A 24,600-nucleotide genomic window follows, 5' to 3' on the forward strand; every position below is an offset into this window, starting at 1 on the left:
CGCAGCCCTGGCCGTCGCGGGCCGGTGGCCCGCGGGGCCGGGTCCCCGAATCCACCCCGTCCGGCCGGGCGACGCCCTGGCCGCCCCCGCACGGGAGGTGCGCGCATGACCGCCCTCGCTCCACTCGCGGACGCACAGCGCAGCGTCCTCGCCGCGGAAGACCTCTCCCTGTTCGGCACGGACCCCTGGTGGCTCGTCGCGATCAAGGCAGTCTTCTGCTTCGCGTTCCTCATGGTGACGGTGCTCTTCTCCATCGTGTGGGAGCGCAAGGTCGTCGCCTGGATGCAGCTGCGCATCGGCCCCAACCGGCACGGCCCCTGGGGCCTCCTCCAGTCCCTCGCGGACGGCGTCAAGCTGATGCTGAAGGAGGACGTGATCGTCAAGCGGGCCGACAAGGTCGTCTACGTGCTCGCCCCGGTCGTCGCGGCCATCCCGGCCTTCATGGCGATCGCGGTGATCCCGTTCGGCCCGGCCGGCAACGAGGTCTCGATCTTCGGCCAGCGCACCACGATGCAGCTCACCGACCTGCCGATCGCGATGCTGTACGTCCTCGCGGTCGCCTCCGTCGGCATCTACGGCATCGTGCTCGCCGGCTGGTCCTCCGGCTCGACCTACCCGCTGCTCGGCGGACTGCGCTCGGCCGCGCAGATGATCTCGTACGAGATCGCCATGGGCGCCGCCTTCGCCTCCGTCTTCCTCTACTCCGGGTCCATGTCGACCTCGGCGATCGTGGAGGCGCAGGCCGACCGCTGGTACATCATCCTGCTGCCGGTCTCCTTCATCATCTACATCGTCACCATGGTGGGCGAGACCAACCGCGCCCCCTTCGACATGCCGGAGTCCGAGGGCGACCTCGTCGGCGGCTTCAACACCGAGTACTCGTCCATCAAGTTCGCGCTGTTCATGCTCGCCGAGTACGTGAACATGGTGACCGTCTCCGCCGTCTCCACCACCCTCTTCCTGGGCGGCTGGCGCGCCCCGTGGCCGATCTCCGGATTCTGGGAGGGCGCCAACCACGGCTGGTGGCCGATGCTCTGGTTCGTCCTCAAGGTCCAGCTGCTGCTGTTCTTCTTCATCTGGCTGCGCGGCACGCTGCCCCGCGTCCGCTACGACCAGCTGATGAAGCTCGGCTGGAAGGTGCTCATCCCGGTCTCGGTGGTCTGGCTGATGCTGGTCGCCACCGTCCGGGCGCTGCGCAACGAGAACTACGGCTTCCAGACGATCGTGCTGTACGTCGCCGGAGCCGTGCTCGCGGTGCTGCTGCTGTCCTTCCTGGCGGACGTGTTCCGCGACCGGAAGGGCAAGGGCGCCAAGGGCGCCAAGGGCGCCGAGGGGCAGGCCCCTTCGGCCGCCGAAGCCCGCGAGTTCGACCCGATGGCGGGCGGCTTCCCCGTACCGCCCAAGCCCGGACAGTCCCTGCCGCCCGTACCGCGGCGCCGGTCCCGCGGCGAGCGGGAGCTGATTGTCAGTGGCGGCCCCGATACTGCTACCGAGAGTGATGAAAGGGGGACGGACGGTGTCTGATTTCCAGAATCCGGTGGCCGGTTTCGGCGTGACCTTCAAGGCCATGTTCAAGAAGCGGCTGACCGAGCAGTACCCGGAGCAGCAGAAGACGACGGCGCCCCGCTTCCACGGCCGGCACCAGCTCAACCGTCACCCCGACGGTCTGGAGAAGTGCGTCGGCTGCGAGTTGTGCGCCTGGGCCTGCCCGGCCGACGCCATCTACGTGGAGGGCGCGGACAACACCGACGAGGAGCGCTACTCGCCGGGCGAGCGGTACGGGCGGGTGTACCAGATCAACTACGCCCGCTGCATCCTGTGCGGACTCTGCATCGAGGCCTGCCCCACCCGGGCGCTCACGATGACCAACGAGTTCGAGCTGGCCGACTCCTCCCGCGAGAACCTGATCTTCACCAAGGAGCAGCTCCTCGCGGGCCTGGAAGAGGGCATGGTCGACAGCCCGCACGCCATCTACCCCGGCACCGACGAGCAGGACTACTACCGGGGCCTGGTCACCGAGGCCGCGCCCGGGACCGTCCGTCAGGTCGCCGTCTCCAAGGGGGAGAAGGGCGAACCGGAGGAGGTGGACGCATGAGCGCGCTCGCCGCGAACACCCTCGCCGCCTACACGACGTCCTCCGGCGAGGCCTTCCAGTTCTGGGTGCTCGGCGCCGTCGCCGTCATCGGCGCGCTGTGCACGATCCTGATGCGCAAGGCCGTCCACTCGGCGCTCTGCCTCGCCGGCACCATGATCGTCCTGGCGGTGTTCTACCTAGCCAACGGCGCCTACTTCCTGGGCATCGTGCAGATCGTCGTCTACACCGGCGCGATCATGATGCTGTTCCTCTTCGTGGTCATGCTCGTCGGCGTCACCGCCGCCGACTCCGTGAAGGAGACCATCAAGGGACAGCGCTGGTGGGCCGCCGCCTGCGCCCTCGGCTTCGGCGTCCTGCTGGCCGCCGGCATCGGCAACGCCGCCCTGAAGGAGTTCAACGGGCTCGGCGCGGCCAACGGGGCCTACGGCGGAAACGTCGAGGGTCTCGCCGCCCTCGTCTTCACCAAGTACGTCTTCGCCTTCGAGATCACCGGCGCCCTGCTCATCACCGCCGCCGTCGGCGCGATGGTGCTCACCCACCGCGAGCGCACCGAACGCGCCCGCACCCAGCGCGAGCTGGCCGAGCAGCGGGTCCGGGACGGCAAGCACCTGCCGCCGCTCCCCGCACCCGGCGTCTACGCCCGGCACAACGCGGTGGACATCGCCGGCCTGCTGCCCGACGGCACCCCCGCCGAGCTGACCGTGATCTCCACCCTGCGCAAGCGGGGCCAGATCCGCGACGTGTCCGGCGAGGCCCTCGCCGACCTCAAGGCCCTGGAGCAGCGCTCCGCGGAGCGCCTGGGGCGGAAGGCCCGTGACGGAGAGGAGGCCTCGCGGTGAACCCCGTCAACTACCTGTACCTCGCCGCACTGCTGTTCACCATCGGTGCCACCGGGGTGCTCATCCGGCGCAACGCGATCGTGCTCTTCATGTGCGTCGAGCTGATGCTCAACGCCTGCAACCTCGCGCTCGTCACCTTCTCCCGAATGCACGGCAACCTCGACGGCCAGGTCATCGCCTTCTTCACGATGGTCGTGGCCGCCGCGGAGGTCGTCGTCGGACTCGCGATCATCGTGTCCGTCTTCCGTGCCCGTCACTCGGCCTCGGTCGACGACGCCAGTCTGATGAAGCTGTGAGGGGCTGACCGTGGACAACCTCATCGCGCTGCTCGTCGCGGCGCCCCTGCTCGGAGCGGCGGTCCTGCTGTGCGGCGGACGGCGGCTCGACAAGGCCGGGCACTGGCTCGGCACCCTGCTCGCCGGCGCGTCCTTCGTGATCGGCCTGGTCCTCTTCGCCGACATGCTCTCCAAGAGCGCCGACGACCGGACCCTGTACCAGAACCTGTACACCTGGATCCCCGTCGAGGGCTTCCAGGCGGACATCGCCTTCCAGCTCGACCAGCTCTCGATGACCTTCGTGCTGCTCATCACCGGAGTCGGCACGCTCATCCACCTGTACTCGGTCGGGTACATGGAGCACGACGAGCGCCGGCGCCGCTTCTTCGGCTACCTCAACCTGTTCGTCGCGGCGATGCTGCTGCTGGTCCTCGCCGACAACTACCTGCTGCTCTACTTCGGCTGGGAGGGCGTCGGCCTCGCCTCGTACCTCCTGATCGGCTTCTGGCAGCACAAGCCCAGCGCGGCCACCGCCGCCAAGAAGGCCTTCCTGGTCAACCGGGTCGGCGACATGGGCCTGTCGATCGCGATCATGCTGATGTTCACCACCTTCGGCACCTTCGCCTTCGGCCCGGTCCTGCAGTCCGCGGCCGACGGCGGGGCGAGCGAGGGCAAGCTGACCGCCGTCGCGCTGATGCTGCTGCTCGCCGCCTGCGGCAAGTCCGCCCAGGTGCCGCTGCAGTCCTGGCTCGGCGACGCGATGGAGGGCCCGACCCCGGTCTCCGCCCTCATCCACGCCGCGACCATGGTGACCGCCGGTGTCTATCTGATCGTCCGCTCCGCCGACATCTTCAACGCGGCGCCGGACGCCCAGCTCGTCGTCACCGTCGTCGGCGCCGTCACGCTCCTCTTCGGTGCGATCGTCGGTTGCGCGAAGGACGACATCAAGAAGGCGCTGGCCGGCTCGACGATGTCGCAGATCGGCTACATGGTCCTGGCGGCCGGCCTCGGCCCCATCGGCTACGCCTTCGCGATCATGCACCTGGTGACCCACGGCTTCTTCAAGGCCGGGCTGTTCCTCGGCGCCGGTTCGGTCATGCACGGCATGAACGACGAGGTCGACATGCGGCACTACGGCGGCCTGCGGAAGTACATGCCGGTCACCTTCGCCACCTTCGGCCTCGGCTACCTCGCGATCATCGGCTTCCCTGGCCTGTCCGGCTTCTTCTCCAAGGACAAGATCATCGAGGCGGCCTTCGCCAAGGGCGGCGCCGAGGGCTGGATCCTCGGCGCCTGCGCCCTCCTGGGCGCCGCCATCACCGCGTACTACATGACCCGCGTGATGCTGATGACCTTCTTCGGCGAGAAGCGCTGGCAGCCCGACGCCAACGGCGAGCTGCCGCACCCGCACGAGTCGCCCAAGGTGATGACGATCCCGATGATCCTGCTGGCCGTCGGCTCGGTGTTCGCGGGCGGCTTCTTCGGCATCGGCGACCGCTTCGTCACCTGGCTGGAGCCGGTCACCTCCTTCGAGCACGGGCACCCGCCGATCAGCGCCGGGGCGATCACCGCCTCCACCGTCGTCGTCATGCTCCTCGGCGTCGGACTCGCCTGGCTGCAGTACGGGCGCCGCCCGGTGCCGGTCGTCGCCCCGCGCGGCTCCCTGCTCACCCGGGCCGCCCGCCGCGACCTGCTCCAGGACGACTTCAACCACGTCGTCTTCGTCCGCGGCGGCACCCACCTGACCCGCTCCCTGGTCTATGTCGACCACAGCCTCGTCGACGGCGTGGTCAACGGCACCGCGGCCTCCGTCGGCGGACTCTCCGGCCGGCTGCGCAAACTCCAGAACGGCTACGCCCGGTCGTACGCGGTCTCCATGTTCGGAGGCACGGCCGTGCTCATCGCCGCGACCCTGCTGATGAGGGCGGTGTGACTGCCATGTCCCAAGTGGTCAACGCGGGCTTCCCGCTCCTGACGGTCACGGCGGCCGTGCCGGCGGTCGGCGCGGTGCTCACCGCGGCCGTCCCGGCGGCCCGCCGCACCGCCGCCAAGTGGCTGGCGCTGCTGATCTCGCTCGTCACCCTCGCGCTCGCCGCGGTCGTCTTCGTCCGCTTCGAGCCGGGCGGCGACCGCTACCAGCTGGTCGAGTCGCACGCCTGGATCAAGGACTTCGGCGTGCGCTACGAGCTCGGCGTGGACGGCATCGGGGTGGCCCTCATCGGGCTCACCGCGCTGCTCATCCCGTTCATCGTGCTCGCCGGCTGGCACGACGCCGACCCCCTGGAGACCGCGTCCAAGCGGTGGCGGCCCACCCAGGGCTTCTTCGCCCTGATCCTCATGGTCGAGGCGATGGTGATCCTCTCCTTCGAGGCCACCGACGTCTTCCTCTTCTACATCCTGTTCGAAGCCATGCTCATCCCGATGTACTTCCTCATCGGCGGCTTCGGCGACCGCGCGCACAGCGGCACCGACGAGAACGCGGCGGCCCAGCGCTCGTACGCGGCGGTCAAGTTCCTGCTCTACAACCTGGTCGGCGGGCTCATCATGCTGGCCGCCGTCATCGGGCTCTACGTCGTCGCCGGCAACTTCTCCCTCACGGAGATCGCCGAGGCGCGCGCCAACGGCAGCCTGGAGATGGCGACCAGCACCGAGCGCTGGCTGTTCCTCGGCTTCTTCTTCGCCTTCGCGGTGAAGGCGCCGCTGTGGCCGCTGCACACCTGGCTGCCCAACGCGATGGGGGAGTCCACCGCCCCGGTCGCCGTCCTCATCACGGCGGTGGTCGACAAGGTCGGCACCTTCGCGATGCTCCGCTACTGCCTCGGGCTCTTCCCGGATGCGTCGAAGTGGGCCACCCCGGTGATCGTCGCCCTGGCGCTGATCAGCATCGTGTACGGGGCGCTGCTCGCCGTCGGCCAGCGTGACATCAAGCGCCTGGTGGCCTACGCGTCGATCTCCCACTTCGGCTTCATCATCATGGGCATCTTCGCGATGACCAGCCAGGGCCAGTCCGGCGCCACGCTCTACATGGTCAACCACGGCATCTCGACCGCCGCCCTGATGCTGGTCGCCGGCTTCCTGATCTCCCGGCGCGGCTCGCGGCTCATCGCCGACTACGGCGGTGTGCAGAAGGCCGCGCCGATCCTGGCCGGCACCTTCCTGATCGGCGGTCTGGCGACCCTGTCGCTGCCCGGACTCGCCCCGTTCGTCAGCGAGTTCCTGGTCCTGGTCGGCACGTACTCCCGCTACCCGGTGGCCGGCATCATCGCCACCACCGGCATCGTCCTCGCCGCGCTCTACGTCCTCGTCCTCTACCAGCGGACGATGACCGGCCCGGTGAAGGAGGAGACCCGGTCCATGCCGGACCTGCGGGTCCGCGAGCTCGCGGTGGTCGCCCCGCTGATCGCGGTGCTGATCTTCCTCGGGGTCTTCCCCAAGCCGCTGACGGACGTCGTCAACCCGGCGGTCCAGCACACCATGTCCGATGTCCAGCAGACGGACCCCGAGCCTGAAGTGGAGGCGGCCAAGTGAGCGCATCCGCCGTCGCACCCGCTGTCCACACCCTGTGGACGACGGCCGCCGGGCCGATCGACAAGATCCCGGCACCCCACATCGAGTACACCCAGCTGGCACCCGTCCTCATCGTGGTCGGCGCCGCCGTGCTCAGCGTCCTCGTCGAGGCCTTCGTGCCGCGCAAGGGCCGCTACTTCGCCCAGGTGTTCCTGAGCGTCCTCGCGCTCGCCGCCGCCTTCGCGGCCGTCGTCGGCCTCGCCGCCGGCGGCTACGGCTCCACCAAGGCCCACATCGCGGCCATGGGCGCCGTCGCCGTCGACGGACCCGCCCTGTTCCTTCAGGGCACCATCCTGCTCGCCGCCGTCCTGGCGGTGCTCACCTTCGCCGAGCGCAGGCTCGATCCGGCCGACCACGGCCACCGGGTCGACTCCTTCGCCGCCGAGGCCGCCGCCGTACCCGGCAGCGAGCAGGAGAAGGCGGCCGTGAAGGCCGGCTTCACCACCACCGAGGTCTTCCCGCTGCTCCTGTTCGCGGTCACCGGCATGCTGGTCTTCCCGGCCGCCAACGACCTGCTGACCCTCTTCATCGCCCTGGAAGTCTTCTCGCTGCCGCTCTACCTGCTGTGTGCCGTCGCCCGTCGCAAGCGGCTGATGTCGCAGGAGTCCGCGGTCAAGTACTTCCTGCTCGGCGCCTTCTCCTCGGCGTTCCTGCTGTTCGGCATCGCCCTGCTCTACGGCTACGCGGGCTCCGTCTCGTACGCCACGATCGCGGACGTCGTCAGCGGCGCCGTCCCCGCGATCGACCCGGCGCTCGCCGGCACCATGGGCAACGACGTGCTGCTGCTCATCGGCTTCGCCATGGTGCTCATGGGCCTGCTCTTCAAGGTCGGCGCCGTCCCGTTCCACATGTGGACCCCGGACGTCTACCAGGGCGCCCCGACCCCGGTCACCGGCTTCATGGCCGCGGCCACCAAGGTCGCCGCGTTCGGCGCGCTGCTGCGCCTGCTGTACGTGGTGCTGCCGGGCCTCACCTGGGACTGGCGGCCGGTCATGTGGGGCGTCGCCATCGTCACCATGCTGGGCGGTGCGATCGTCGCCATCACGCAGACCGACATCAAGCGGCTGCTCGCCTACTCGTCGATCGCGCACGCCGGCTTCCTCCTGGCCGGTGTCATCGCGGCCACGCCCAGCGGCGTCTCCTCGGTCCTGTTCTACCTGGGCGCCTACACCTTCGTGACGATCGGCGCCTTCGCCGTCGTCACCCTGGTGCGGGACGCGGGCGGCGAGGCCACCCACCTGTCCAAGTGGGCCGGACTCGGGCGCCGTTCGCCGCTCGTCGCCGCGGTCTTCGCGGTCTTCCTGCTCGCCTTCGCCGGCATCCCGCTGACCTCCGGCTTCTCCGGCAAGTTCGCGGTCTTCAAGGCGGCGGCGGACGGCGGCGCGGGCGGGCTCGTCGTGATCGGTGTGATCTCCTCGGCGGTCGCCGCGTTCTTCTACATCCGGGTGATCGTGCTGATGTTCTTCAGCGAGCCGAAGGCGGACGGCCCCACGGTCGCCGTGCCCTCCGGACTCACCTCGGTGGCGATCGCGGCCGGTGTGGTCGTGACGCTCGTGCTCGGCTTCGCGCCGCAGTACTTCCTGGACCTGGCGAGCCAGGCGAGCGTGTTCGTGCGCTGATCGGTACGGCGAAGGGCCCGGTCTCCCGTGTGGGGGCCGGGCCCTTCGGCGTACGCGCTACGGCTTCTGCTTGTGCTCGGACTGCTGCTTGTCCTCCGTGCACGGGGTGCAGTGCACGCGCGGGTTGTACGGGGTGAAGACGCCCTTCGGGTTCTTCTTGAAGATCCAGGCGTGCAGCGAGTAGTGGGGGCCGACCGGCGGGAAGTCGAAGGGCCCGTCGAAGTTCCGGTCGAAGATCCGCGGCACGGGCTGGCCCGTGTTGGGGACGACCCACTCGACGGCGACCAGCTCGCGCTTGCCGGTCTTGTGGTCCGGCGCGTACAGGATGGCGGCGGGCCGGGTCGGGTCGGTGGAGCCGAGGTTCGCGGGCTTCACGTAGTGGTAGCCCATGCCGCCGAGCTCCGGGTCCTCCACGCAGTCGTCGGTGCGCAGGTAGCCGTCGTCGATGGCGGCCTGCTCGGACTTGTACTTCTTGGTGGCCTCGTACGTCTTCTTCAGGTCCGGGTGCGGGAAGTCGTGGCCCTTCGGGTCCTTCGCCTTCGCCACGGGTGCGGCGGCCGAGACGGCCGGGGCGGCCCCCAGGGCCAGCGAGGTCGCGGCGGCCAGCGCGAGCGCGGCCATGAGGGGGCGGGGTCGTGCGGACATGTGTGTCTGCTCCTCGGGAGGGGTGGGCGTGCCCGATCGGGCCGCCTGACGCGGGCGGGCTGCTCTCCCCGGCGCCCGCCGTCCCCTGCAGCCTCACCCGCGGGCCGGGGAGGCCGCACGCGGGGGTGACCCATTGGGGGTCACCGTGTCATCGTGAGTAACCGCCCGGATTGGTCTCGACCATTGGGCTCGGCTCTGTTGCTCGACCGCGTCGACTCGACCCCGCCGAGGAGAGGGAGGCCGCACGATGCGCGGCACCACCGCGTTGCCCGACAGCCCCTGCACCGCGTCCCGGCGCGGCGAACCGCCCGTGCACCGGCTGGAGGTGCGGCTGCCCGAGGACGTGCCCTTCGCCGTCGGCAGCTTCGACACCATCGGCCCGATGTCCCGGGCCGCGTTCCCGCACCGGCACACCTTCTACGAGATCGTGCACGTCACCCACGGCACCGGCACCCATGTGGTCGACCTGAACCGCTGGGAGCTCCGCCCGCCGCAGCTCGGCCTGATCCTGCCCGGGCAGCTGCACCACTGGGAGGACGTCCACGGCCTCGACGGCTCCGTCGTCCTCTTCACCCCCGAGTTCCTCGTCGACCACCCCGGCGACCGGGACCTCCTGCGCCGCATCGGCGAACGCCCCTGGCTCCGCCTCGACCCGGCCGCGCACACCCGCACCGGACGCCTGATCGCCGAGCTGAGGGAGGAGTACGGGCACGGGGACGCCGGGTTCGCGACCGTGCTGCGCTCGCTGCTCCACGTCCTGCTGGTGCGCACGGCCCGGCTCGGCGGCCCGGTGGACGCTCCGCCGGCGCCCGCCCCGCCCGGGCGGCCCGCGGCCGTCGCCGAGGAGTTCGCCCGGCTGATCGCCCGTACCGGACAGGACGGCGGGGCGGACGTACCGCGCTCGGTCCGGGACTGCGCCGAGCGGATCGGCGTCACGCCCGGCTATCTCACCGAGGCGGTACGGGCGGCCGTCGGCCGCACCCCGGCCGGGCTGCTCCGCGAGGCCCGCACCCGGGAGGCCCAACGCCTGCTCGCCCGTACCGAACTGACGGTACGGCAGATCGCGGCGCGGACCGGCTTCGAGGACCCCGCGTACTTCTGCCGCTTCTTCCGCCGGGAGACCGGCATGAGCCCCGGCGACTTCCGGAAGAAAGCACCATGACCACCGCGCTCCGTCCATCGAAGCGGCCCGTGTCCCGCGCCTAGGTTTCTGGTCGACCGCTCGATCCCCCCACAGGAGGAGCAGGCATGGACCGCAAGGACCGCGTGGACCGCATGGACCGCGAGACCAGTACCGGACACGTCACCCGCAAGACCGTGCTGCGCGCCGCACTCGCCGCCGGCATGGCCGCGCCCGCGGTGCTCATGGGCGTCCCGGCGCTCGCCCGCACGCTCACCGACGGCACGGGCACCGTGCCGCTGACGCCCGCGTGCGACGACGGCGACGAACCGACCGTCGCGCAGATCGAGGGCCCCTACTTCAAGCCCAACTCCCCACTGCGCACGAGCCTGTTGGAGCCGGGCACGGCGGGCGTGCGGCTCACGCTCAGCGGCTATGTCTTCGGGCGGGCCTGCCGGCCGATCTCCGGGGCGCTGCTCGACTTCTGGCAGGCGGACACCAACGGCGCCTACGACAACACCGGATTCCGCTTCCGCGGCCACCAGTTCACCGGCGCGGACGGCGCCTTCGCGCTCACCACGATCGTGCCGGGCCTCTATCCCGGCCGCACCCGGCACATCCACGTCAAGGTGCAGGCGCCGGGCCGCCCGATCCTCACCACCCAGCTGTACTTCCCGGGCGAGCCCCGCAACAACACCGACTCGATCTTCGACGCGCGGCTCCTGATGAGCGTGCGGGACGCGGGCGGCGGCGGCAAGGAGGCGGCCTTCGACTTCGTCCTCGACGTCCCCCAGGACCCGGGCCCCACCCCGACCCCCACGCCGACCTCGACGGCCCCGGGCGGAACGTGGGCGGTCGGCACCGCGTACCGGGCCGGGGACGCCGTCACGTACGCCGGGCGGGGCTATGTCTGCCTCCAGGCGCACACGGCCCAGCCGGGCTGGGAGCCGCCGGCCGTCCCGGCGCTGTGGCGGGCGGTGTGAGGGGACGCGGTCAACCCGTCGTACGTCCAGGGAGTCCGCCCTACGCTGTCGCGGAGAACAGGGGGTGGGCGGATGACGATGGAACCGATGTGGCTGGTGGCCGCGAACGTGGTGACCTGGCGCCGGTGTGGCGAGGGCGGCCAGGAGCTGCGCAACGGCACGAAGGCGTTCCGCGGCGGGGCGAAGGTGTACGTCCTCCGGGCCTACTGGGGGCCCGGGGGCGAGCGGCTCACGGCGCTCGGCCGTGAGCGCCACACGAGCCGGTGGATCGTCCTCGATCTGGCGACGCGCCATCTGTTCGACTTCCGGGCCAAGCAGGTGCACAGCCCGCGCGTGCTTGAGCGCATCGCCGCGCACCGGTACGGCGGCGGCTTCGGCACGGCGGAGGCGGCGGGCGAGGTGGCCGCGACGCTGGAGCGGTACGCCCGCCGGTACCGGGCCGCCGTCTCGCCGTACAGCCCGCACCCGGAGCACTGCCTGTGCCATGTGTGCCTCACGGGCGAGGCACACATGGCGGAAGCCGCTTCCTAGGCGGGGTTCGGCACGATCCGGCCGGTGACCTCGCCGAGGGCGACGCGGGTGCCGTCCGGGCCGGGGGCCCAGGCGGTCAGGGTGACCTCGTCGCCGTCCTCCAGGAACGTGCGCTTGCCGTCGGGCAGGTCGAGGGCGTCGCGGCCGTTCCAGGTGAGTTCGAGGAGCGAGCCGCGCTGGGCGACCTCGGGGCCGGAGACCGTACCGGAGCCGTAGAGGTCGCCGGTACGGAGCGAGGCGCCGTTGACGGTCATGTGGGCGAGCTGCTGGGCCGCCGTCCAGTACATGGAGGCGAACGGCGGCTCGGCCACCACCTCGCCGTTGATGGCGACGCTGATCCGCAGGTCGAAGCCGCCCGGCTCCTCGTCGGCGGAGTCGTCCAGGTACGGCTGGAGCGCGAAGTCCCGCGCGGGCGGCGCGACCCGGGCCGCGTCCAGGGCCTCCAGGGGGGTCACCCAGGCCGACACCGAGGTCTGGAACGACTTGCCGAGGAACGGGCCGAGCGGCACGTACTCCCAGGCCTGGATGTCCCGCGCCGACCAGTCGTTGAGCAGGGTCAGGCCGAAGACGTGCTCGCGGAATTCGGCGAGCGGGACGGGCGTGCCGAGCGTGGACGGGGTGCCGACGAGGAAGCCGACCTCCGCCTCGATGTCCAGCTTCACCGAGGGCCCGAAGACGGGCGCCGGGTCGGCCGGGGTCTTGCGCTGCCCGGCGGGCCGTACGACATCCGTACCCGACACGACGACGGTGCCGGCGCGCCCGTGGTAGCCGATCGGCAGGTGCTTCCAGTTCGGGGTGAGCGCGTCGCCGTCGGGGCGGAACATCTTGCCGACGTTGGTCGCGTGGTGCTCGCTCGCGTAGAAGTCGACGTAGTCGGCAACCTCGTACGGCAGGTGCAGGGTCACCGCGTCGAGCGGGTGCAGCAGCGGCTCCACGACCGGCCGGTGCGCCGGCACGGTGACCCACCCGACGAGCGCCCGCCGCACATCCCGCCAGGCGGTGCGGCCGGCCGCGAGCAGCGGGTTGAGGCTGGGCCGGTCGAGCAGCGCGGCATACGGCGACCCGAGGGCGTGCGCGGCGGCCCCGGCGTCGAGCACGTACCCGCCGATCCGGACGCCGACCCTCCGGCGGTCCGGCTCGTCGACGGTCGAGAAGACGCCGTACGGAAGGTTGTGCGGGCCGAAGGGGTCGCCCTCGGGCAGGTCGAGCGGGCTCTGCTCGGGCATCGGTGCTTGCCTCGCTTTCCAGGTGTGTGGGGGACACGTTACGGGGCGTGCGCCGAGGCGCTGATGACATGTGTCACACAGAAAGTGCGGCCTCCGTGGGCAACTGTCCGGGTTGGCGTGCTTTATGGAGCCTGTGAAGGCGCTGTGTCGACATAGCGCCAGTCGTGCGCCTGCCAATCCGGCTCTTCCCGGGCTTTCTCACGGTCATACGATCAATGCGACCGTGCCGATGTCGCGCCGCGTGAGGTATCCGCAGGCGCCCCGTCCGCACTCTCTTCGCCTTGTTCGCTTCATCGCTCGACCCGGGGGTCTCTCATGAAGTTGCGCCGCATTCTGGCGACGGCCGTCGCCGCCGCAGTCACCACGCCTGTTGTGTTCCTTTCCGCAGCGCCGGCTTTCGCCGACCAGAAGCCGGCCACGCAGACGCAGGACCAGAACACGGATATCGAGAAGCTGAAGCTCGCGGTGGCCAAGGCCCAGGCCGCGTACGACGCCGCCGTCGTGGCCGCGGCCAAGCTCACCGCCACCCTTGACGAACTGGCCGGGGACAAACACCCGCTGGTGGTCGCCTTCGCTGATGCCGAGAAGGCCTCCAAGGATGCCGCAGCCGCCAAGACCGCCGCCGACGCGAAGCTGGAGCAGGCCGAGAAGGACCTGGCCGCCCTGCCCGCCGAAGCGACGGAGGAGCAGAAGACCGCCGCTCGCCAGGCCGTCACCGCCGCGGAGACCGAGGCCGCCACGGCCAAGACCACCGCCGAGACCAAGGCCGCCGCCGCCAAGCAGGCGCTCAAGGCCCTGAACGACGCACGGATGGCCGCCCTCGGTGAGCTCACGAAGGCCCAGGATGCCAAGAAGAAGGCTGCCAAGGAGCTCGACGAGGCCAAGGACGCGCTGAGGGAGGCCGAGGAGGCGGGGGAGCCCGACGGCTGCGAGGACGTCTCCAAGACGCTCACCGTCCATCTGGACGGTCCCAAGGAGATCGCCGCCGGCACGAGCGGGGACTTCTCGCTGCGCGTCACCAACCGCACCGGGGCCACCGTCGAGGAGCCGGACGCCCTGCTCAACCTGATCGACGTGGCCTCCGGGGGCGGCAACCTCGACGAGTGGTTCGACCTCAAGGCCTCCGTCGGCGGTGCGCCGTGGGTGGACCTGGACGAGGACTCCGGCCTCGTCTTCCTGAAGCCGATCAAGAATGGCGCGACGGCCGACGTCAAGGTGCGCGTGGCGGTGAACTCCAAGGCTCCGAAGGCTTTCGCGACCCTTACCGCCTCGGTCGGCTACGACGCCGAGGACGGCACGTGCGGCTGGGGCGGCGAAGGAGAGGCCGACTTCACGATCACCAAGGGCGCCGCGAAGCCGGGCAAGCCCGCGAAGCCCGCCCAGGGCAACGGCAACACCACCGCGCAGGGCGGCTCGTCCACCACTCCGGTGACGACACACACGGGCGGCACGCTGGCCGCCACCGGTGCGGGCTCCGCCACCATGCCGATCGCCCTCGCGGGCGGTGCGGCCGTGGTGCTCGGTGCCGGGGCGATGGTCGTCGTCCGGCGCCGTAAGGCCGGTTCGGACGCCTGACGCTCCACGGCTCGCGAGGGAGGCCCGCATTCCGCACGGAATGCGGGCCTTTCCTGTGCATGGGAATGGCTGTGAGGATCCTGTGACATGAATCACCGACAAAGTACGGACCTCGTGGGCAACTGTCCGGATTCGCATGCCTTGCCGGTCGGGCGGCCGGTCAGGGCATCCGGGACCCGGTGAATTCCAGCTGGCCGGAGGCGTTTTCGAGCCTAGGATCGGGAACAGCGTCGCGCCCGCGTGAAGTAGCCGCAGGCGCGCGACCCCCACACACACTTCATTCGCTTTTCTCGTTCGACCAGAAAAGGTCCACTGTGAAGATTCGTCGCATCCTCGCGACCGCCGTGGCCGCCGCCGTGACCACGCCGGTCGTGCTCCTCTCGGCCGCGCCCGCGTTCGCCGACACCAAGCCGTCCGGCCCCGCCGCCCGCGCGGAGCAGCAGGACGAGCTGCAGAAGCTGCGTGAGGCCGTCACCAAGGCCAAGATGGCCGTCGAAGCCGCCGAGGAGGCCGCCCGTGCGGCCCAGGCCGTGCTCGACGACCTGGAGGCCGGCAAGGGCCCGCTCAACGAGGCCGTGAAGACCAAGACCGAGGCCGCGGACCTCGCGCGCACCGAGAAGCGCGTGGCCGACGACGCCGTGACGGCCGCGCAGGCCAAGCTGGACGCCGCCACCACGGACGAGGAGAAGGCCGCCGCGCAGCTCGCCCTCGACGAGGCGAAGACGAAGGCGGCGACCGCCGCCGGCGCCCTCACGACCGCCGAGGATGCGCAGAAGCAGGCCGAGCAGAAGCTCGCCGACGCGATCACCGCCGCCAAGCGGGACTCCGACGCGGCGAACGCGGCCTCGGATGCGGCGGCGCGTGAGCTGCAGAAGGCGAAGGACGCCCTCAAGGCGGCCGAGGCCGGCAGCCCCTGCAAGATAGACCGGGCGATCGACTCGCAGGTCCTCCCCGGGGCCGGTGACGTCTACGGTGGCAAGTCGTACGTCTACACCCTCCGCATCACCAACGGCCGTGCCACCGCCGTGGACGAGGCCGGAACCTTCGCGGATGCGGTCGCCTTCGACACGAAGGACCACGAGGACATCAGCGGGCACCTGTCGGTCCAGTGGTCGGAGAACGGCACCTGGAAGAACCTGGACGACGACGGATACCTGTACGTCGGATCCATCCCGGCGAAGGCGCACAAGGACGTCAAGCTGCGGCTGACGGTCGACTCCACCGTGCCGGACGGCGAGGGCGCGTTCGTTCTGGGCGCCGGGTACGACAACGCGGACGGCTCGTGCGGCTACAACCCCGAGCCGAACGTTGCGGCCTTCGTCGTCCACGCGGGCAAGGGCGGCAAGCCCGGCGGCTCCACCGGCGGCTCCGGTTCCGGTTCCACCGGCGGCTCGACCGGTGGCAACGGGAACACCTCCCAGCAGGGCGGCCAGTCCGACACCGCCGTGAGCAGCGGCAGCACCTCCGGCACCTCCGGCTCTGCCGGCTCCACCGGTGGGAACCTCGCCAGCACCGGTGCGGGCTCCGCCACCATGCCGATCGCCCTCGCGGGCGGCGCGGCCGTGGTGCTCGGGGCCGGGGCCGTGGTCGTGATGCGGCGCCGGAAGGCCGGCGCCGGCGCGTAACCACGTCAGAGTCAGGGGCAGGGGGCAGGGCGGCGGGGTCGTCGTCAGCCGGACGTGCGGGGGATGCGTTCCTCCCAGGTGCGGTGGAAGACGACCTCGTCGCCCTCCTTGCAGATCACCTCGTCCGAGGTGAGGAAGGCGTCCGCGTCGCAGGCGACCTCCGAGCGGGTCTCGATCCGCACGTCCCACGCGAGCTCCGGGCGGTGCAGCCGGATCGTCCGGTCGGCGCGGGTGCGGGCGGTCAGGGGGCCGGACTCGGCGATCGTGTACGTCTCGGTCGCCTCCTCCGTGTACTCCAGGCCGTCCGGATGGACCCGGGTGCCGCCGGGGCGCGGGTCGAGCTCCAGGCGCCATTCGCCCTTGGCCACGTCCCGCACCACCACCCGCGCCGGCCGCGGCTCCTCAAGCGTGCGCGGGTAGCTCACGCCGAGGGGCTCGGACTGCTCGGGCGCATCGAAGCCCACCGCGTCGTCCGTGCGGGCGCGGACCGGGAGGGTGAGGGCGGAGCCGGCCGGGTCGAGGGTGAAGCCCGCCGCGTCCGGCTGGGGCCAGATCCAGGGCCAGTACGTGGAGGAGACGGCGAGCCGCACCCGGTGGCCGGGCGCGAAGGCGTGGCCGATGCCGTCGAGCTCGACGACGTACGACTCCCACTCGCCGACCTGCGCCTCCACCGCGCGGTCCGCGCCGTAACGGGCGGAGAGGTTCAGCATCCCCCGGGTGACCAGGGTGGAGGAGCCGTCCGGGGCGACGTCGCAGAGCCGGGCGACGACCTGGCCGGTGGGCGCGGGCGTCATCAGCCGGAGGTGCGCCGCCGGCCGGCCCAGGATCTCGACGGGGTCCGCGTCCTCCGGCACCGGGAAGTCGAAGCAGGCCGAGCACGCGTCCTCGTCCCGCTGGTCGGGCGGCAGGTCCGCGTCGTCGCCGCGGGGCACGAGGCGGCCGGCGTCGAGCCCGGTCCGCTGTGGCGAGTCCACGACGACCGGGGTGCCCTGGAAGGCGTACGTCACGGGGGTGACGTTCGGCGACGGCCAGGCCGGTTCGGCGACCCAGCGGCCCGGCAGCTCCTCGTACACCGTGGCCGGCGGGTGCGAGTCGCCGATCCAGGAGCGCAGCAGCGGCTCGGCCATCACGTCGTTGTCGACGCCCTTGAGGTGGTGGTCCCACCAGCGCAGGGTCTCCTGCAGGAAGCCGATCGCCGGCCCGGGCGGCAGGCAGCGGTCCGGATACTGGTGCGACCAGGGCCCGATGATGCCGCGCACCCGGTCCTGCGGCAGGTGCTCGACGAGCCGCAGCACGGTGTCCCGGCGCGGGTCGTGCCAGCCGCCGACGGCGAGCACGGCGGCGCGGATCGCCCCCTGGTCCTCGCGGACGCTCTCGCGGACGCTGCCGTGCCGCCAGTACGCGTCGCGGGTCTGGTGCGCCAGCCAGGTGTGCACGAACGGGCGCACGGCCGCCAGGCGTCGCAGCCACAGTTCGCGCCATTCCTCGCCGTCGCCGTCGCCGTCGCCGTCGGCGTCGTCGGCGTAGCGCGGGTCCGGCGGCCGGCACACGGCGGCGAGCAGGGCGGCCGCCCGGGCGGGCAGGCCGGCGGCGAGGACCGAGCCGCCGCGGTAGTGCACGTCACCGGCGTAGGGGTCGTCGGTCGCGCAGACGGTCACGATCGCCTTCAGCGGCTCGGGCGCGAGCGCGGCGACCTGCAGACAGCCGGCGCCGCCCCGGGAGATCCCGAACATCCCGACCTTGCCCGTGCACCAGGGCTGTTCGGCCAGCCACCGCACCACGGCCACGCCGTCGGCGAGCTCGACCGCGTCGTACGCGTCGTACGCGTCGCCGGGCAGGCCCTCGCTGTTGCCGTGCCCGCGCACGTCCACCCGTACGGAGGCGTAGCCGTGGCCCGCGTACCAGGGATGCCGCTGCCAGTCGCGCGGCGCGGTCCGGTCGGTGAGGTGGTCCGGAAGGTATTCGAGCAGGGCCGGTACGGGGTCGTCGGTGACCGGCCGCCAGACGCGCGCGTACAGCCGGGTGCCGTCCGGAAGAGGGATGCGGAGGTCCTCGTGCCGGGTCTCGTGAGGGAAGTCGGTACGGATCCGCGGCTTCGTTCGGGACATAACGCCTACTCCTGGTCGTATCGACTGATCACGAACATACCGGGGGTGACGGGCAGGCGCCCACGGTGATCGAAACGTGACCGGATACGCTGGCTTGAGTGAGTGGACCGACACATCGACAATCCCTGTCACCGGGACGTCGCGGGCGTGCGGTCCGGCAAGCGTCAGCAGGCGTCAGCAGACAGGAGAACCCCTCGTGACCGTCGTCGGGCCGTTCGGCCTCAGCGTGCGGGACCAGGCTCTCGAAGCCGATGTCCAGACCGGTCTCGCCGCCGTGGAGGCGGGCCTCCTCGACGCCACCAAGAGCGACGTGCCGTTCATCACCGAGGCCGCCCAGCACCTGGTGCTCGCCGGCGGCAAGCGGTTCCGGCCGCTGCTCGTGATGCTCGCCGCGCAGTTCGGCGACCCGTACGCGCCGGGCGTCGTGCCCTCCGCCGTCGTCGTCGAGCTCACCCACCTCGCCACGCTCTACCACGACGACGTCATGGACGAGGCGGCCGTACGGCGCGGGGTCGCCAGCGCCAACAGCCGCTGGGGCAACTCGCTCGCCGTCCTCACGGGTGACTTCCTGTTCGCCCGCGCCTCGCACACCCTCGCGGACCTCGGCCCGGAGGCCGTCCGCATCCAGTCCGAGGCGTTCGAGCGGCTCGTCACCGGCCAGATCCTGGAGACCGCGGGCCCGCAGGAGGGCCGCGACCACGTCGACCACTACCTCGACGTGCTCGGCGGCAAGACCGGCTCGCTCGTCGCCGTCTCCTGCCGCTTCGGCGCGATGATGTCCGGCGCCGACGAGTCGGTCGTCGACATCCTCACCCAGTACGGGGAGCGGCTCGGCGTCGCGTTCCAGCTCGCCGACGACGTCCTCGACATCGCCTCCGACTCCCACGAGTCCGGCAAGACCCCCGGCACCGACCTCCGCGAGGGCGTCCCCACCCTGCCCGTCCTCCACCTGCGCGCCGCCGCGGCCGCCCACGGCCGGCCGGAGGACCTGGAGCTGCTCGCCCTGATCGAGAGCGACCTCACCGACGACGCCCGCCACGCCGAGGCCCTCCGCCGCCTGCGCGTCCACCCCGCCCTGGAACAGGCCCGCCGCGACACCGTCCGCTTCGCGGAGGAGGCCCGCTCCATGCTCACCCCGCTCCCCGAGGGCTACGCGAAGGCCGCCCTGCAGGAGATGTGCGACGCGGTGGTGCACCGGGCGGGCTGACCCCTCCGGCCGAGGGGCCGCGGTAAAGGTGAAGGGCCGCACCCTGACGGATGCGGCCCACAGGACGATTGGTCACCAGGAGTGGCTTGCGATCTTCCTTGGTTTCACCAGGTTCCGGACAGGGCGTACCAGGAAGGAGCCGGCCGGTTGACGGTGCCGTCCTCGTTCCCTGCGAAGGTGTAAATGCGTGTCCCTCCATTGGCGTAGTTGTCGTGTGAGAGCGTGATGTCGGGGCGCTTGTCGTCGTTCACGTCGCCAGAGATGGGGTTGCCCAACTCGAACACCGTAGACCTCCAGGCGCCCAGCCTGTTCGCATAGGGCGTCACGAATCCGTCGAATCCACCATCGGATCGGGCGTGGAACAGGTGGATCTCGAGTTGCTCGTAGTCGGAGCTGTACAGCACACCGAGGTCCTCGCGGCCGTCCATGTTGAAGTCGGCAGCGGTCAGCTTCAGCCAGAGCCGTTCCCATGACCCCGCCGGGACGTTCCACGACTTCAGTGCCGGATTGAGCGAGCCGTCCGCCTTTGCCGTGAAGGTGAATAGTGCTGCCGCACCGGTCGAGTAGCGGTAGAAGGCGACGACGTCGTCACGCTTGTCGCCGTTGGTGTCCCCGACGGTGTACCGGGCATTCTCCGAGTACCAGTCCCCGGCGTTCGACTTGAACGCCTGTACCGGATTGTCGAAGGTGCCGTCGGTGCGGGCCAGGCCCTTGAAGATGCCCGTGAGGCCGCCCCCGTAGTCGTAGACGAAGGCGAGGTCGTCACGGCCGTCTCCGTTGAGATCGCCCGCCATCACGGAGCTCAGCGACCAGTTCCAGGCACCTGCCGGGAGCATGGCACTGCGTACCGGCTCGGGCGGTCCAGCCTCTTTGGACAGGAACGACCAGACGGCGACAGCACCGTCCGCATAGCCGTAGAAAGCTGCCACGTCATCGAGTCCGTCACCGTTGAAATCGCCCGCGGCCCACTGCGCCCTTGTGTAGTCGAAACCACCGGCGTCAGCAGACCAGATTTCCTGCGGATCGTTGTGCCCCCCGAGGTCGTTGGCCTTGGCCACGTACAGGCCAGTGGTGGCCTTCTCATAGTCATAGGCCGTGATGATGTCCATCTTGCCGTCGCCGTTGACGTCGCCGGACAGCTCCGTGCGCAGACTTGCCGTGCTGTCACCCCAGGCATGCTGTGCTACGTGGCCGCTCTCCCGGTTCCAGCGGATGTAGGCGGTCTGGAAGTCCGACCGCCTTCCGCCGAAGACCGTGTACTCAGGCGCGGTCGGGAAGCCGAGAGTTCCGTTGTGGCCGTCCAAGCTCAGCCAGAGGCTGCGGATCGACCCTCCCACCGGCCAGGCACCTGTTGTGCTGCTCCAGTAGAACGAGACGTTGTCGCCCGTGGTGACCCCGTTGCGGAAGTTCTGGTAAGCACCAGGTTTGGAAGCGGTGGCCATCTCGTCCGTGCTGGGGTAGCCGTACGCGGCCACACCGCCCAGAGTGACGTACCGGCTGTAGATGCCACCGTGGATCTCGTGGGACCCGGTGCCGGAACTCCAGTAGAGGGCACCGGCCTTGCCGGCCTTGCTGAACGTTGAGAAGTATCCGTTCAGGACGTTGGTCGGCCGCTCGTCGGCAGTCGGATAGCCGAGCAGACCAGACTCCCGGCCGAGACTGACCCACTTGGCGAAGTTGCCACCCTGGACGGACCAGGCGCCTGTGGTGTTGCTCCAGGAGATGGCGCGATCGGTTGTGGTGATGCCAGGCCTGGCGAAGTTGACGTACCGGCCGCCGTCGTTCACTGCCATGACGGCGGACGTCGGCTTTCCGAACGTCGCCGTGCCGCCGAGAACCTTGAACTTGGCGAGGATCGGCCCACAGACCTGGAACGTCGCGGTGCCGCCCGAGGCAGCGGGCACGGCCTCGCAGTCTGCCCACGACAGGCCGGTGGTGAACAGGGGACGTGCCGGACCAAAGGCTGAGTCGTCGGTGAGCGGACGGCCCGGGAACTCGAGCGTCTTGCCGGTGCCGTCGCGCGACCAGAGGTCTGGGGCTCCGTCGCCCTCGAAGTCGCCGCTGGTGGTCAGATGCGGGTAGGCGGCTCCGGTGAAGCCGGTGCCGATGGTCTGCCGCTGGGCAGGGTCGCCGTAGACGGACAGATCGGCAAGGGTTCCGGTGTTCGGGTCGGGGGTGGTCGCCTTTCGGCTTGTGTACTGGTAGACGGTGCCCGTGGCCATGTCGCGGGCCCAGATCTCGGGAAGCCCGTCCTTGTTGAGGTCTCCCGGCGACATGACGGTCCTGTCCTGCCAGTCGGCGTTGCCAAGGGCGATCGGTTTCACGGAGACCTCGTCGAGGAACTCGCTTCCACGCTTGCCCAGGTAGAGCCAGAGCGATGCGCCCTCCTTGACGAGCAGGTCGGGGTCATCGTCGTCGGTGACTGTTCCATCCGCGTTGTCGTCGTTGAAGCTGGAGACGGAGACGATCTGGGCCCCGTGCCGCCAATGGGCGGAGTTCTCCTCGCCGGGTCCCGTGTTTCCCTCGTCGAGGGTAGTCAGCCGGCGCACACCGGACACGCCCTGGTCGAGCGTGCTGTTGCCGCCGCCGCGATGCGCCCACAGCTCGTAGACGGCGGGATTGTCTGCTGCGGGGCGCAGGGCGATAAGGTCTTCGTAGTAGTCCTCGTCGTCCCAGCTGCTGCCGCTGGTGATGGTGGCGTCGGCGAACGAGATGTCGTCGGCGAGGACCCCGGTACCAAAGTTGCCGTCGCCAATGCCTGGATAGGTCCAGAGCTGTCCGGTCCCGGGATCGACGTTGACGAGGTCGACGTTGGTGTCGCCGTTCATGTCGCCGAGACGGTCACGCTCCGCGGCCCGTGTGGGAATGAGCTGGTACACCTTGGTGTCCGAGCGGTTGTTCGCCGCGTCCTCACTGCGGACGTAGAGGTTCTGGGGGCCGGCGTGGGGAGGTGTGAAGGTCACCTTGGCCGACCCGCCGGTCGTCGTGGCTTTCACCGTCCTCTCCTTCGTGTCGGAATCCGTCCACCAGACGAACTTGATGACGTCCGCCACGCCGTTCGCATCGAGTGCGAAGGTCCCCTCGGTCCTTGCGGGGCTCGTGCACAGGCTGCCGTCCGAGGTGGGGCAGGCCCTGGTCTCGTCCTCGGGGAACTGCACCGACGAGACCGTGGGCTTCTTGGAGGGACGTTCCCAGTCGTACGTGAACTGGCAGCGTCCGGCCCACGGGCTGTTGCTGACACTGTCCCTGACGATGACGTCGTACCAGTAGGTGCCCGACTTGAGAGTGGTACCGGCCGTGATACGCCACATGGCCGTACTGCCGCTGCTCACGTCGACGATTTTCGAGGTGTAGCCCGCCGTCGTGGTCGAGCCGAAGCGGAACTCGGCCTTGAGTCCGTTGTCGTCCGCGTCCTTCACCCGCGCGCGCAGCGTGATCTGATCCGTGGTGCCGATGGAGCCTCCAGCGCACGGGACCAGAGGATCGATGCTCAGGATCGGCTTGGCCGGCGGGGTGTTCAGGTAGGTGGAGACCCGTGCCGAGTTGGGGTCGAACTTGCGCCACGAGACGTCGATGGTGTTCGACTGCGAGGTGAGGACGAACGCCCAGTAACTCCACTTGGCCGAGGCGGCCTTGGTGATCGCGGTCGTGACGTCCAGCTCCACGAGGCCGGCGCTGTCCGCCGGGCAGTTCTTGCCGCCGAAGGACTCGCCGGAGGAGTCCACGACAGCGCCCCAGGACGGCTGGTTGTTGTAGGTGATGTTCGTCGGCAGCTTGCTCCCGATGTCTCGTACCAGGATGTCACCGGAGTTGCAGGACCATGAGCCGGCGTGCGTCTGCTTGATGCGCAGCGTCGACTTGATGATCTGCTTGCCCCACGTGTTCGCCGTCGAGATGCGGAAGTAGGTGTTGGCGCGGACCGTCCCGCCGATCTGCGTGTCGTTGGCGTAGCCGACACGGGCGAAGTCGGAGATCGTGCCGCCGTTCCAGTACACCGTGTCGCCGCTGTTCGGGTACGCGCTGTGCTGGTACGCGATCGACCAGGCGTTCTTCCATGCGTCGGGTGCCCAGACCGGGTCGATCACGACCGGGTAGACGGTCTTGGGATCGTTCAGCAGTGCGGCGTCCGGAGTGAGGATGAGCTTGCCCGGCTCGATCTTCATCCCCAGAGGCGCCTGCCGTGCCCCCTCCGCGGCCCCGTCCAGTGCGTCCTGAAGCGAGCGCTTCGCGGGCAACGCGGTCTTCGGGGTCTTGGGGTCGACAGGTGTCGCCGACTCGGACCCACCGGAGTCCCACATGTGGGGTTGCGGAGCGACGAAGAGGGTATTGCGGGATGGGGTCTTGACGCGGAGCTCGCCCGCCGCGCCCTTCGTGACGTCCGCGCCCTTCGTACGCAACCCGAAGTCGACGCTCCGCAGCTTCGGGTTCTTGGCTGCTGCGGGTGTCTTCACGACCAGGGCATGGGAGAAGTCGGTGTTGCCCGCGGTGGCCGTGAGGTCGACACCGGGCAGCACGTTGGCGTACGTGGCCGTCCGCCCGCTCACCGTGGGTTTGGGCAGCTTGCCGTGAGGCCAGGTGAGGGAGACGGTGCGCCCGTCACGGACCATCGTGGCGAAGGCATCGTTGCCGCCGGCCGAGAAGGACACGTCCATGGCCGACGCCTTGGGAGCGATCCGTCCGTCGGAGCGCCCGACGAGCGCCGGGTCGATCTTCACCAGGTCCCCGCCGTGGCGGACCCGGACCGGAACGATCGAGCGGTCCACACGGTAGGTGCCGTCAGGGTTCGCGTAGACCTCGTCGGTCTCGGTTCGCCGGGAGACGATCTCCACGGGCTTGCCGGTTCGCGCGGCGGTCTTGTGCGCCTGCGCCACATCCTGAGCTTCGCTCTCCGAGCCGGGGAGACCCTGTGTGCTGTTCGGTGCCGCCCTCGCGTAGGCGTACCCAGGCGGTGCAAGGGAGAGAAGTCCCGCGGACATCGTCACGACGACGAATGCCGAGAGCCCTCTTCGTATGACCCCCCCGGGGTCGGACATTCTTGACCTGAAACGTGTCATGGCAGTGGGTTTCTCTCCCCATTCATGATGTCGAAACCGTGATCCCGGAGCCCCCTCGGACATCATTCACCGGGATTCGATCTGGGTGTCCAGGCTGCTTTGTAGCAGGAGCCTCTGACACAGCGCGATGG

The 24,600-nt window shown here is 70.2% G+C and carries 17 protein-coding genes; 13 read left to right on the plus strand and 4 right to left on the minus strand.

Annotated features, from left to right (window positions below; all coding sequences use genetic code 11):
- The first annotated feature begins 105 nt into the window (after positions 1–105).
- Genes nuoH through nuoN form a run of 7 tightly spaced genes read left to right on the plus strand, consistent with a single transcriptional unit; the run spans position 106 to position 8,395 of the window.
- Positions 106–1,524 carry an NADH-quinone oxidoreductase subunit NuoH gene (nuoH, locus tag KV205_RS10720; protein ID WP_265863911.1) on the plus strand — a complete coding sequence of 473 codons (1,419 nt, stop codon included), beginning with the start codon at positions 106–108 and terminating at the stop codon, positions 1,522–1,524.
- Positions 1,499–2,095 (plus strand): NADH-quinone oxidoreductase subunit NuoI, encoded by a 597-nt coding sequence (gene nuoI, locus KV205_RS10725; RefSeq protein WP_265864077.1) that lies wholly within the window; start codon positions 1,499–1,501, stop codon positions 2,093–2,095. The genes nuoH and nuoI overlap by 26 nt, the downstream gene beginning before the upstream one ends.
- Positions 2,092–2,934: an NADH-quinone oxidoreductase subunit J gene (locus KV205_RS10730; RefSeq protein WP_265863912.1), complete on the plus strand. Its 843-nt coding sequence runs from the start codon at positions 2,092–2,094 to the stop codon at positions 2,932–2,934. The genes nuoI and KV205_RS10730 overlap by 4 nt, the downstream gene beginning before the upstream one ends.
- Positions 2,931–3,230, plus strand: a complete 300-nt coding sequence (gene nuoK, locus KV205_RS10735) for an NADH-quinone oxidoreductase subunit NuoK (RefSeq protein WP_265863913.1) — start codon at positions 2,931–2,933, stop codon at positions 3,228–3,230. Before KV205_RS10730 ends, nuoK begins: the two co-directional genes overlap by 4 nt.
- A 10-nt stretch (positions 3,231–3,240) precedes the next feature.
- A complete protein-coding gene (gene nuoL, locus KV205_RS10740) occupies positions 3,241–5,142 on the plus strand; it encodes an NADH-quinone oxidoreductase subunit L (protein WP_265863914.1) in 1,902 nt (633 codons plus the stop codon).
- Positions 5,143–5,147: 5 nt separating this feature from the next.
- On the plus strand, positions 5,148–6,737 hold the full coding sequence (locus KV205_RS10745) for an NADH-quinone oxidoreductase subunit M (protein ID WP_265863915.1): 1,590 nt from the start codon (positions 5,148–5,150) through the stop codon (positions 6,735–6,737).
- Positions 6,734–8,395 carry an NADH-quinone oxidoreductase subunit NuoN gene (nuoN, locus tag KV205_RS10750; protein ID WP_265863916.1) on the plus strand — a complete coding sequence of 554 codons (1,662 nt, stop codon included), beginning with the start codon at positions 6,734–6,736 and terminating at the stop codon, positions 8,393–8,395. The genes KV205_RS10745 and nuoN overlap by 4 nt, the downstream gene beginning before the upstream one ends.
- A gap of 57 nt (positions 8,396–8,452) precedes the next feature.
- Here the strand turns inward: nuoN and KV205_RS10755 are convergent, their stop codons facing one another.
- Positions 8,453–9,040, minus strand: coding sequence for a hypothetical protein (locus KV205_RS10755; protein WP_265863917.1), 588 nt, complete (start codon positions 9,038–9,040; stop codon positions 8,453–8,455).
- 247 nt (positions 9,041–9,287) lie between these two features.
- On the opposite strand from KV205_RS10755, the gene KV205_RS10760 reads away from it, so the two are divergent.
- The 3 genes from KV205_RS10760 (at position 9,288) to KV205_RS10770 (ending at position 11,674) form a co-directional block, all read left to right on the plus strand.
- Positions 9,288–10,202, plus strand: coding sequence for an AraC family transcriptional regulator (locus tag KV205_RS10760; RefSeq protein ID WP_265863918.1), 915 nt, complete (start codon positions 9,288–9,290; stop codon positions 10,200–10,202).
- Between the two features lie 86 nt (positions 10,203–10,288).
- Positions 10,289–11,143 (plus strand): carbohydrate-binding protein, encoded by an 855-nt coding sequence (locus KV205_RS10765; protein ID WP_374214656.1) that lies wholly within the window; start codon positions 10,289–10,291, stop codon positions 11,141–11,143.
- 72 nt (positions 11,144–11,215) lie between these two features.
- Complete coding sequence (locus KV205_RS10770) at positions 11,216–11,674, plus strand: hypothetical protein (protein WP_265863919.1); 459 nt, start codon at positions 11,216–11,218, stop codon at positions 11,672–11,674.
- On the opposite strand, the gene fahA is transcribed toward KV205_RS10770, so the two are convergent.
- Entirely contained in the window at positions 11,671–12,900 is a 1,230-nt protein-coding gene (fahA, locus tag KV205_RS10775; RefSeq protein ID WP_265863920.1) for a fumarylacetoacetase, read from the minus strand. The genes KV205_RS10770 and fahA overlap by 4 nt on opposite strands.
- A gap of 372 nt (positions 12,901–13,272) precedes the next feature.
- On the opposite strand from fahA, the gene KV205_RS10780 reads away from it, so the two are divergent.
- Both KV205_RS10780 and KV205_RS10785 read left to right on the plus strand, forming a co-directional pair.
- Positions 13,273–14,475, plus strand: a complete 1,203-nt coding sequence (locus KV205_RS10780) for an LPXTG cell wall anchor domain-containing protein (RefSeq protein WP_265863921.1) — start codon at positions 13,273–13,275, stop codon at positions 14,473–14,475.
- A gap of 314 nt (positions 14,476–14,789) precedes the next feature.
- The gene (locus tag KV205_RS10785; protein ID WP_265863922.1) at positions 14,790–16,100 is read left to right on the plus strand and encodes an LPXTG cell wall anchor domain-containing protein; all 1,311 of its coding nucleotides are present in this window, start codon (positions 14,790–14,792) and stop codon (positions 16,098–16,100) included.
- 44 nt (positions 16,101–16,144) lie between these two features.
- Here the strand turns inward: KV205_RS10785 and KV205_RS10790 are convergent, their stop codons facing one another.
- A complete protein-coding gene (locus tag KV205_RS10790) occupies positions 16,145–18,208 on the minus strand; it encodes a CocE/NonD family hydrolase (protein ID WP_265863923.1) in 2,064 nt (687 codons plus the stop codon).
- Positions 18,209–18,404: 196 nt separating this feature from the next.
- On the opposite strand from KV205_RS10790, the gene KV205_RS10795 reads away from it, so the two are divergent.
- Positions 18,405–19,415, plus strand: a complete 1,011-nt coding sequence (locus tag KV205_RS10795; RefSeq protein ID WP_265863924.1) for a polyprenyl synthetase family protein — start codon at positions 18,405–18,407, stop codon at positions 19,413–19,415.
- Positions 19,416–19,519: 104 nt separating this feature from the next.
- Here the strand turns inward: KV205_RS10795 and KV205_RS36290 are convergent, their stop codons facing one another.
- Positions 19,520–24,286, minus strand: coding sequence for an FG-GAP-like repeat-containing protein (locus KV205_RS36290; RefSeq protein WP_265863925.1), 4,767 nt, complete (start codon positions 24,284–24,286; stop codon positions 19,520–19,522).
- Between the last annotated feature and the right edge of the window lie 314 nt (positions 24,287–24,600).

It is taken from the genome of Streptomyces sp. SKN60, assembly GCF_026236535.1.
Classification (GTDB): domain Bacteria; phylum Actinomycetota; class Actinomycetes; order Streptomycetales; family Streptomycetaceae; genus Streptomyces.

Coding starts and splice junctions, on each gene's coding strand:
- KV205_RS10765 (WP_374214656.1), top strand. CDS start 10,289: ATGGACCGCAAGGACCGCGTGGACCGCATGGACCGCGAGACCAGTACC.
- KV205_RS10770 (WP_265863919.1), top strand. CDS start 11,216: ATGACGATGGAACCGATGTGGCTGGTGGCCGCGAACGTGGTGACCTGG.
- KV205_RS10755 (WP_265863917.1), bottom strand. CDS start 9,040: ATGTCCGCACGACCCCGCCCCCTCATGGCCGCGCTCGCGCTGGCCGCC.
- nuoH (WP_265863911.1), top strand. CDS start 106: ATGACCGCCCTCGCTCCACTCGCGGACGCACAGCGCAGCGTCCTCGCC.
- KV205_RS10745 (WP_265863915.1), top strand. CDS start 5,148: ATGTCCCAAGTGGTCAACGCGGGCTTCCCGCTCCTGACGGTCACGGCG.
- KV205_RS10790 (WP_265863923.1), bottom strand. CDS start 18,208: ATGTCCCGAACGAAGCCGCGGATCCGTACCGACTTCCCTCACGAGACC.
- nuoI (WP_265864077.1), top strand. CDS start 1,499: ATGAAAGGGGGACGGACGGTGTCTGATTTCCAGAATCCGGTGGCCGGT.
- fahA (WP_265863920.1), bottom strand. CDS start 12,900: ATGCCCGAGCAGAGCCCGCTCGACCTGCCCGAGGGCGACCCCTTCGGC.
- KV205_RS10760 (WP_265863918.1), top strand. CDS start 9,288: ATGCGCGGCACCACCGCGTTGCCCGACAGCCCCTGCACCGCGTCCCGG.
- KV205_RS10730 (WP_265863912.1), top strand. CDS start 2,092: ATGAGCGCGCTCGCCGCGAACACCCTCGCCGCCTACACGACGTCCTCC.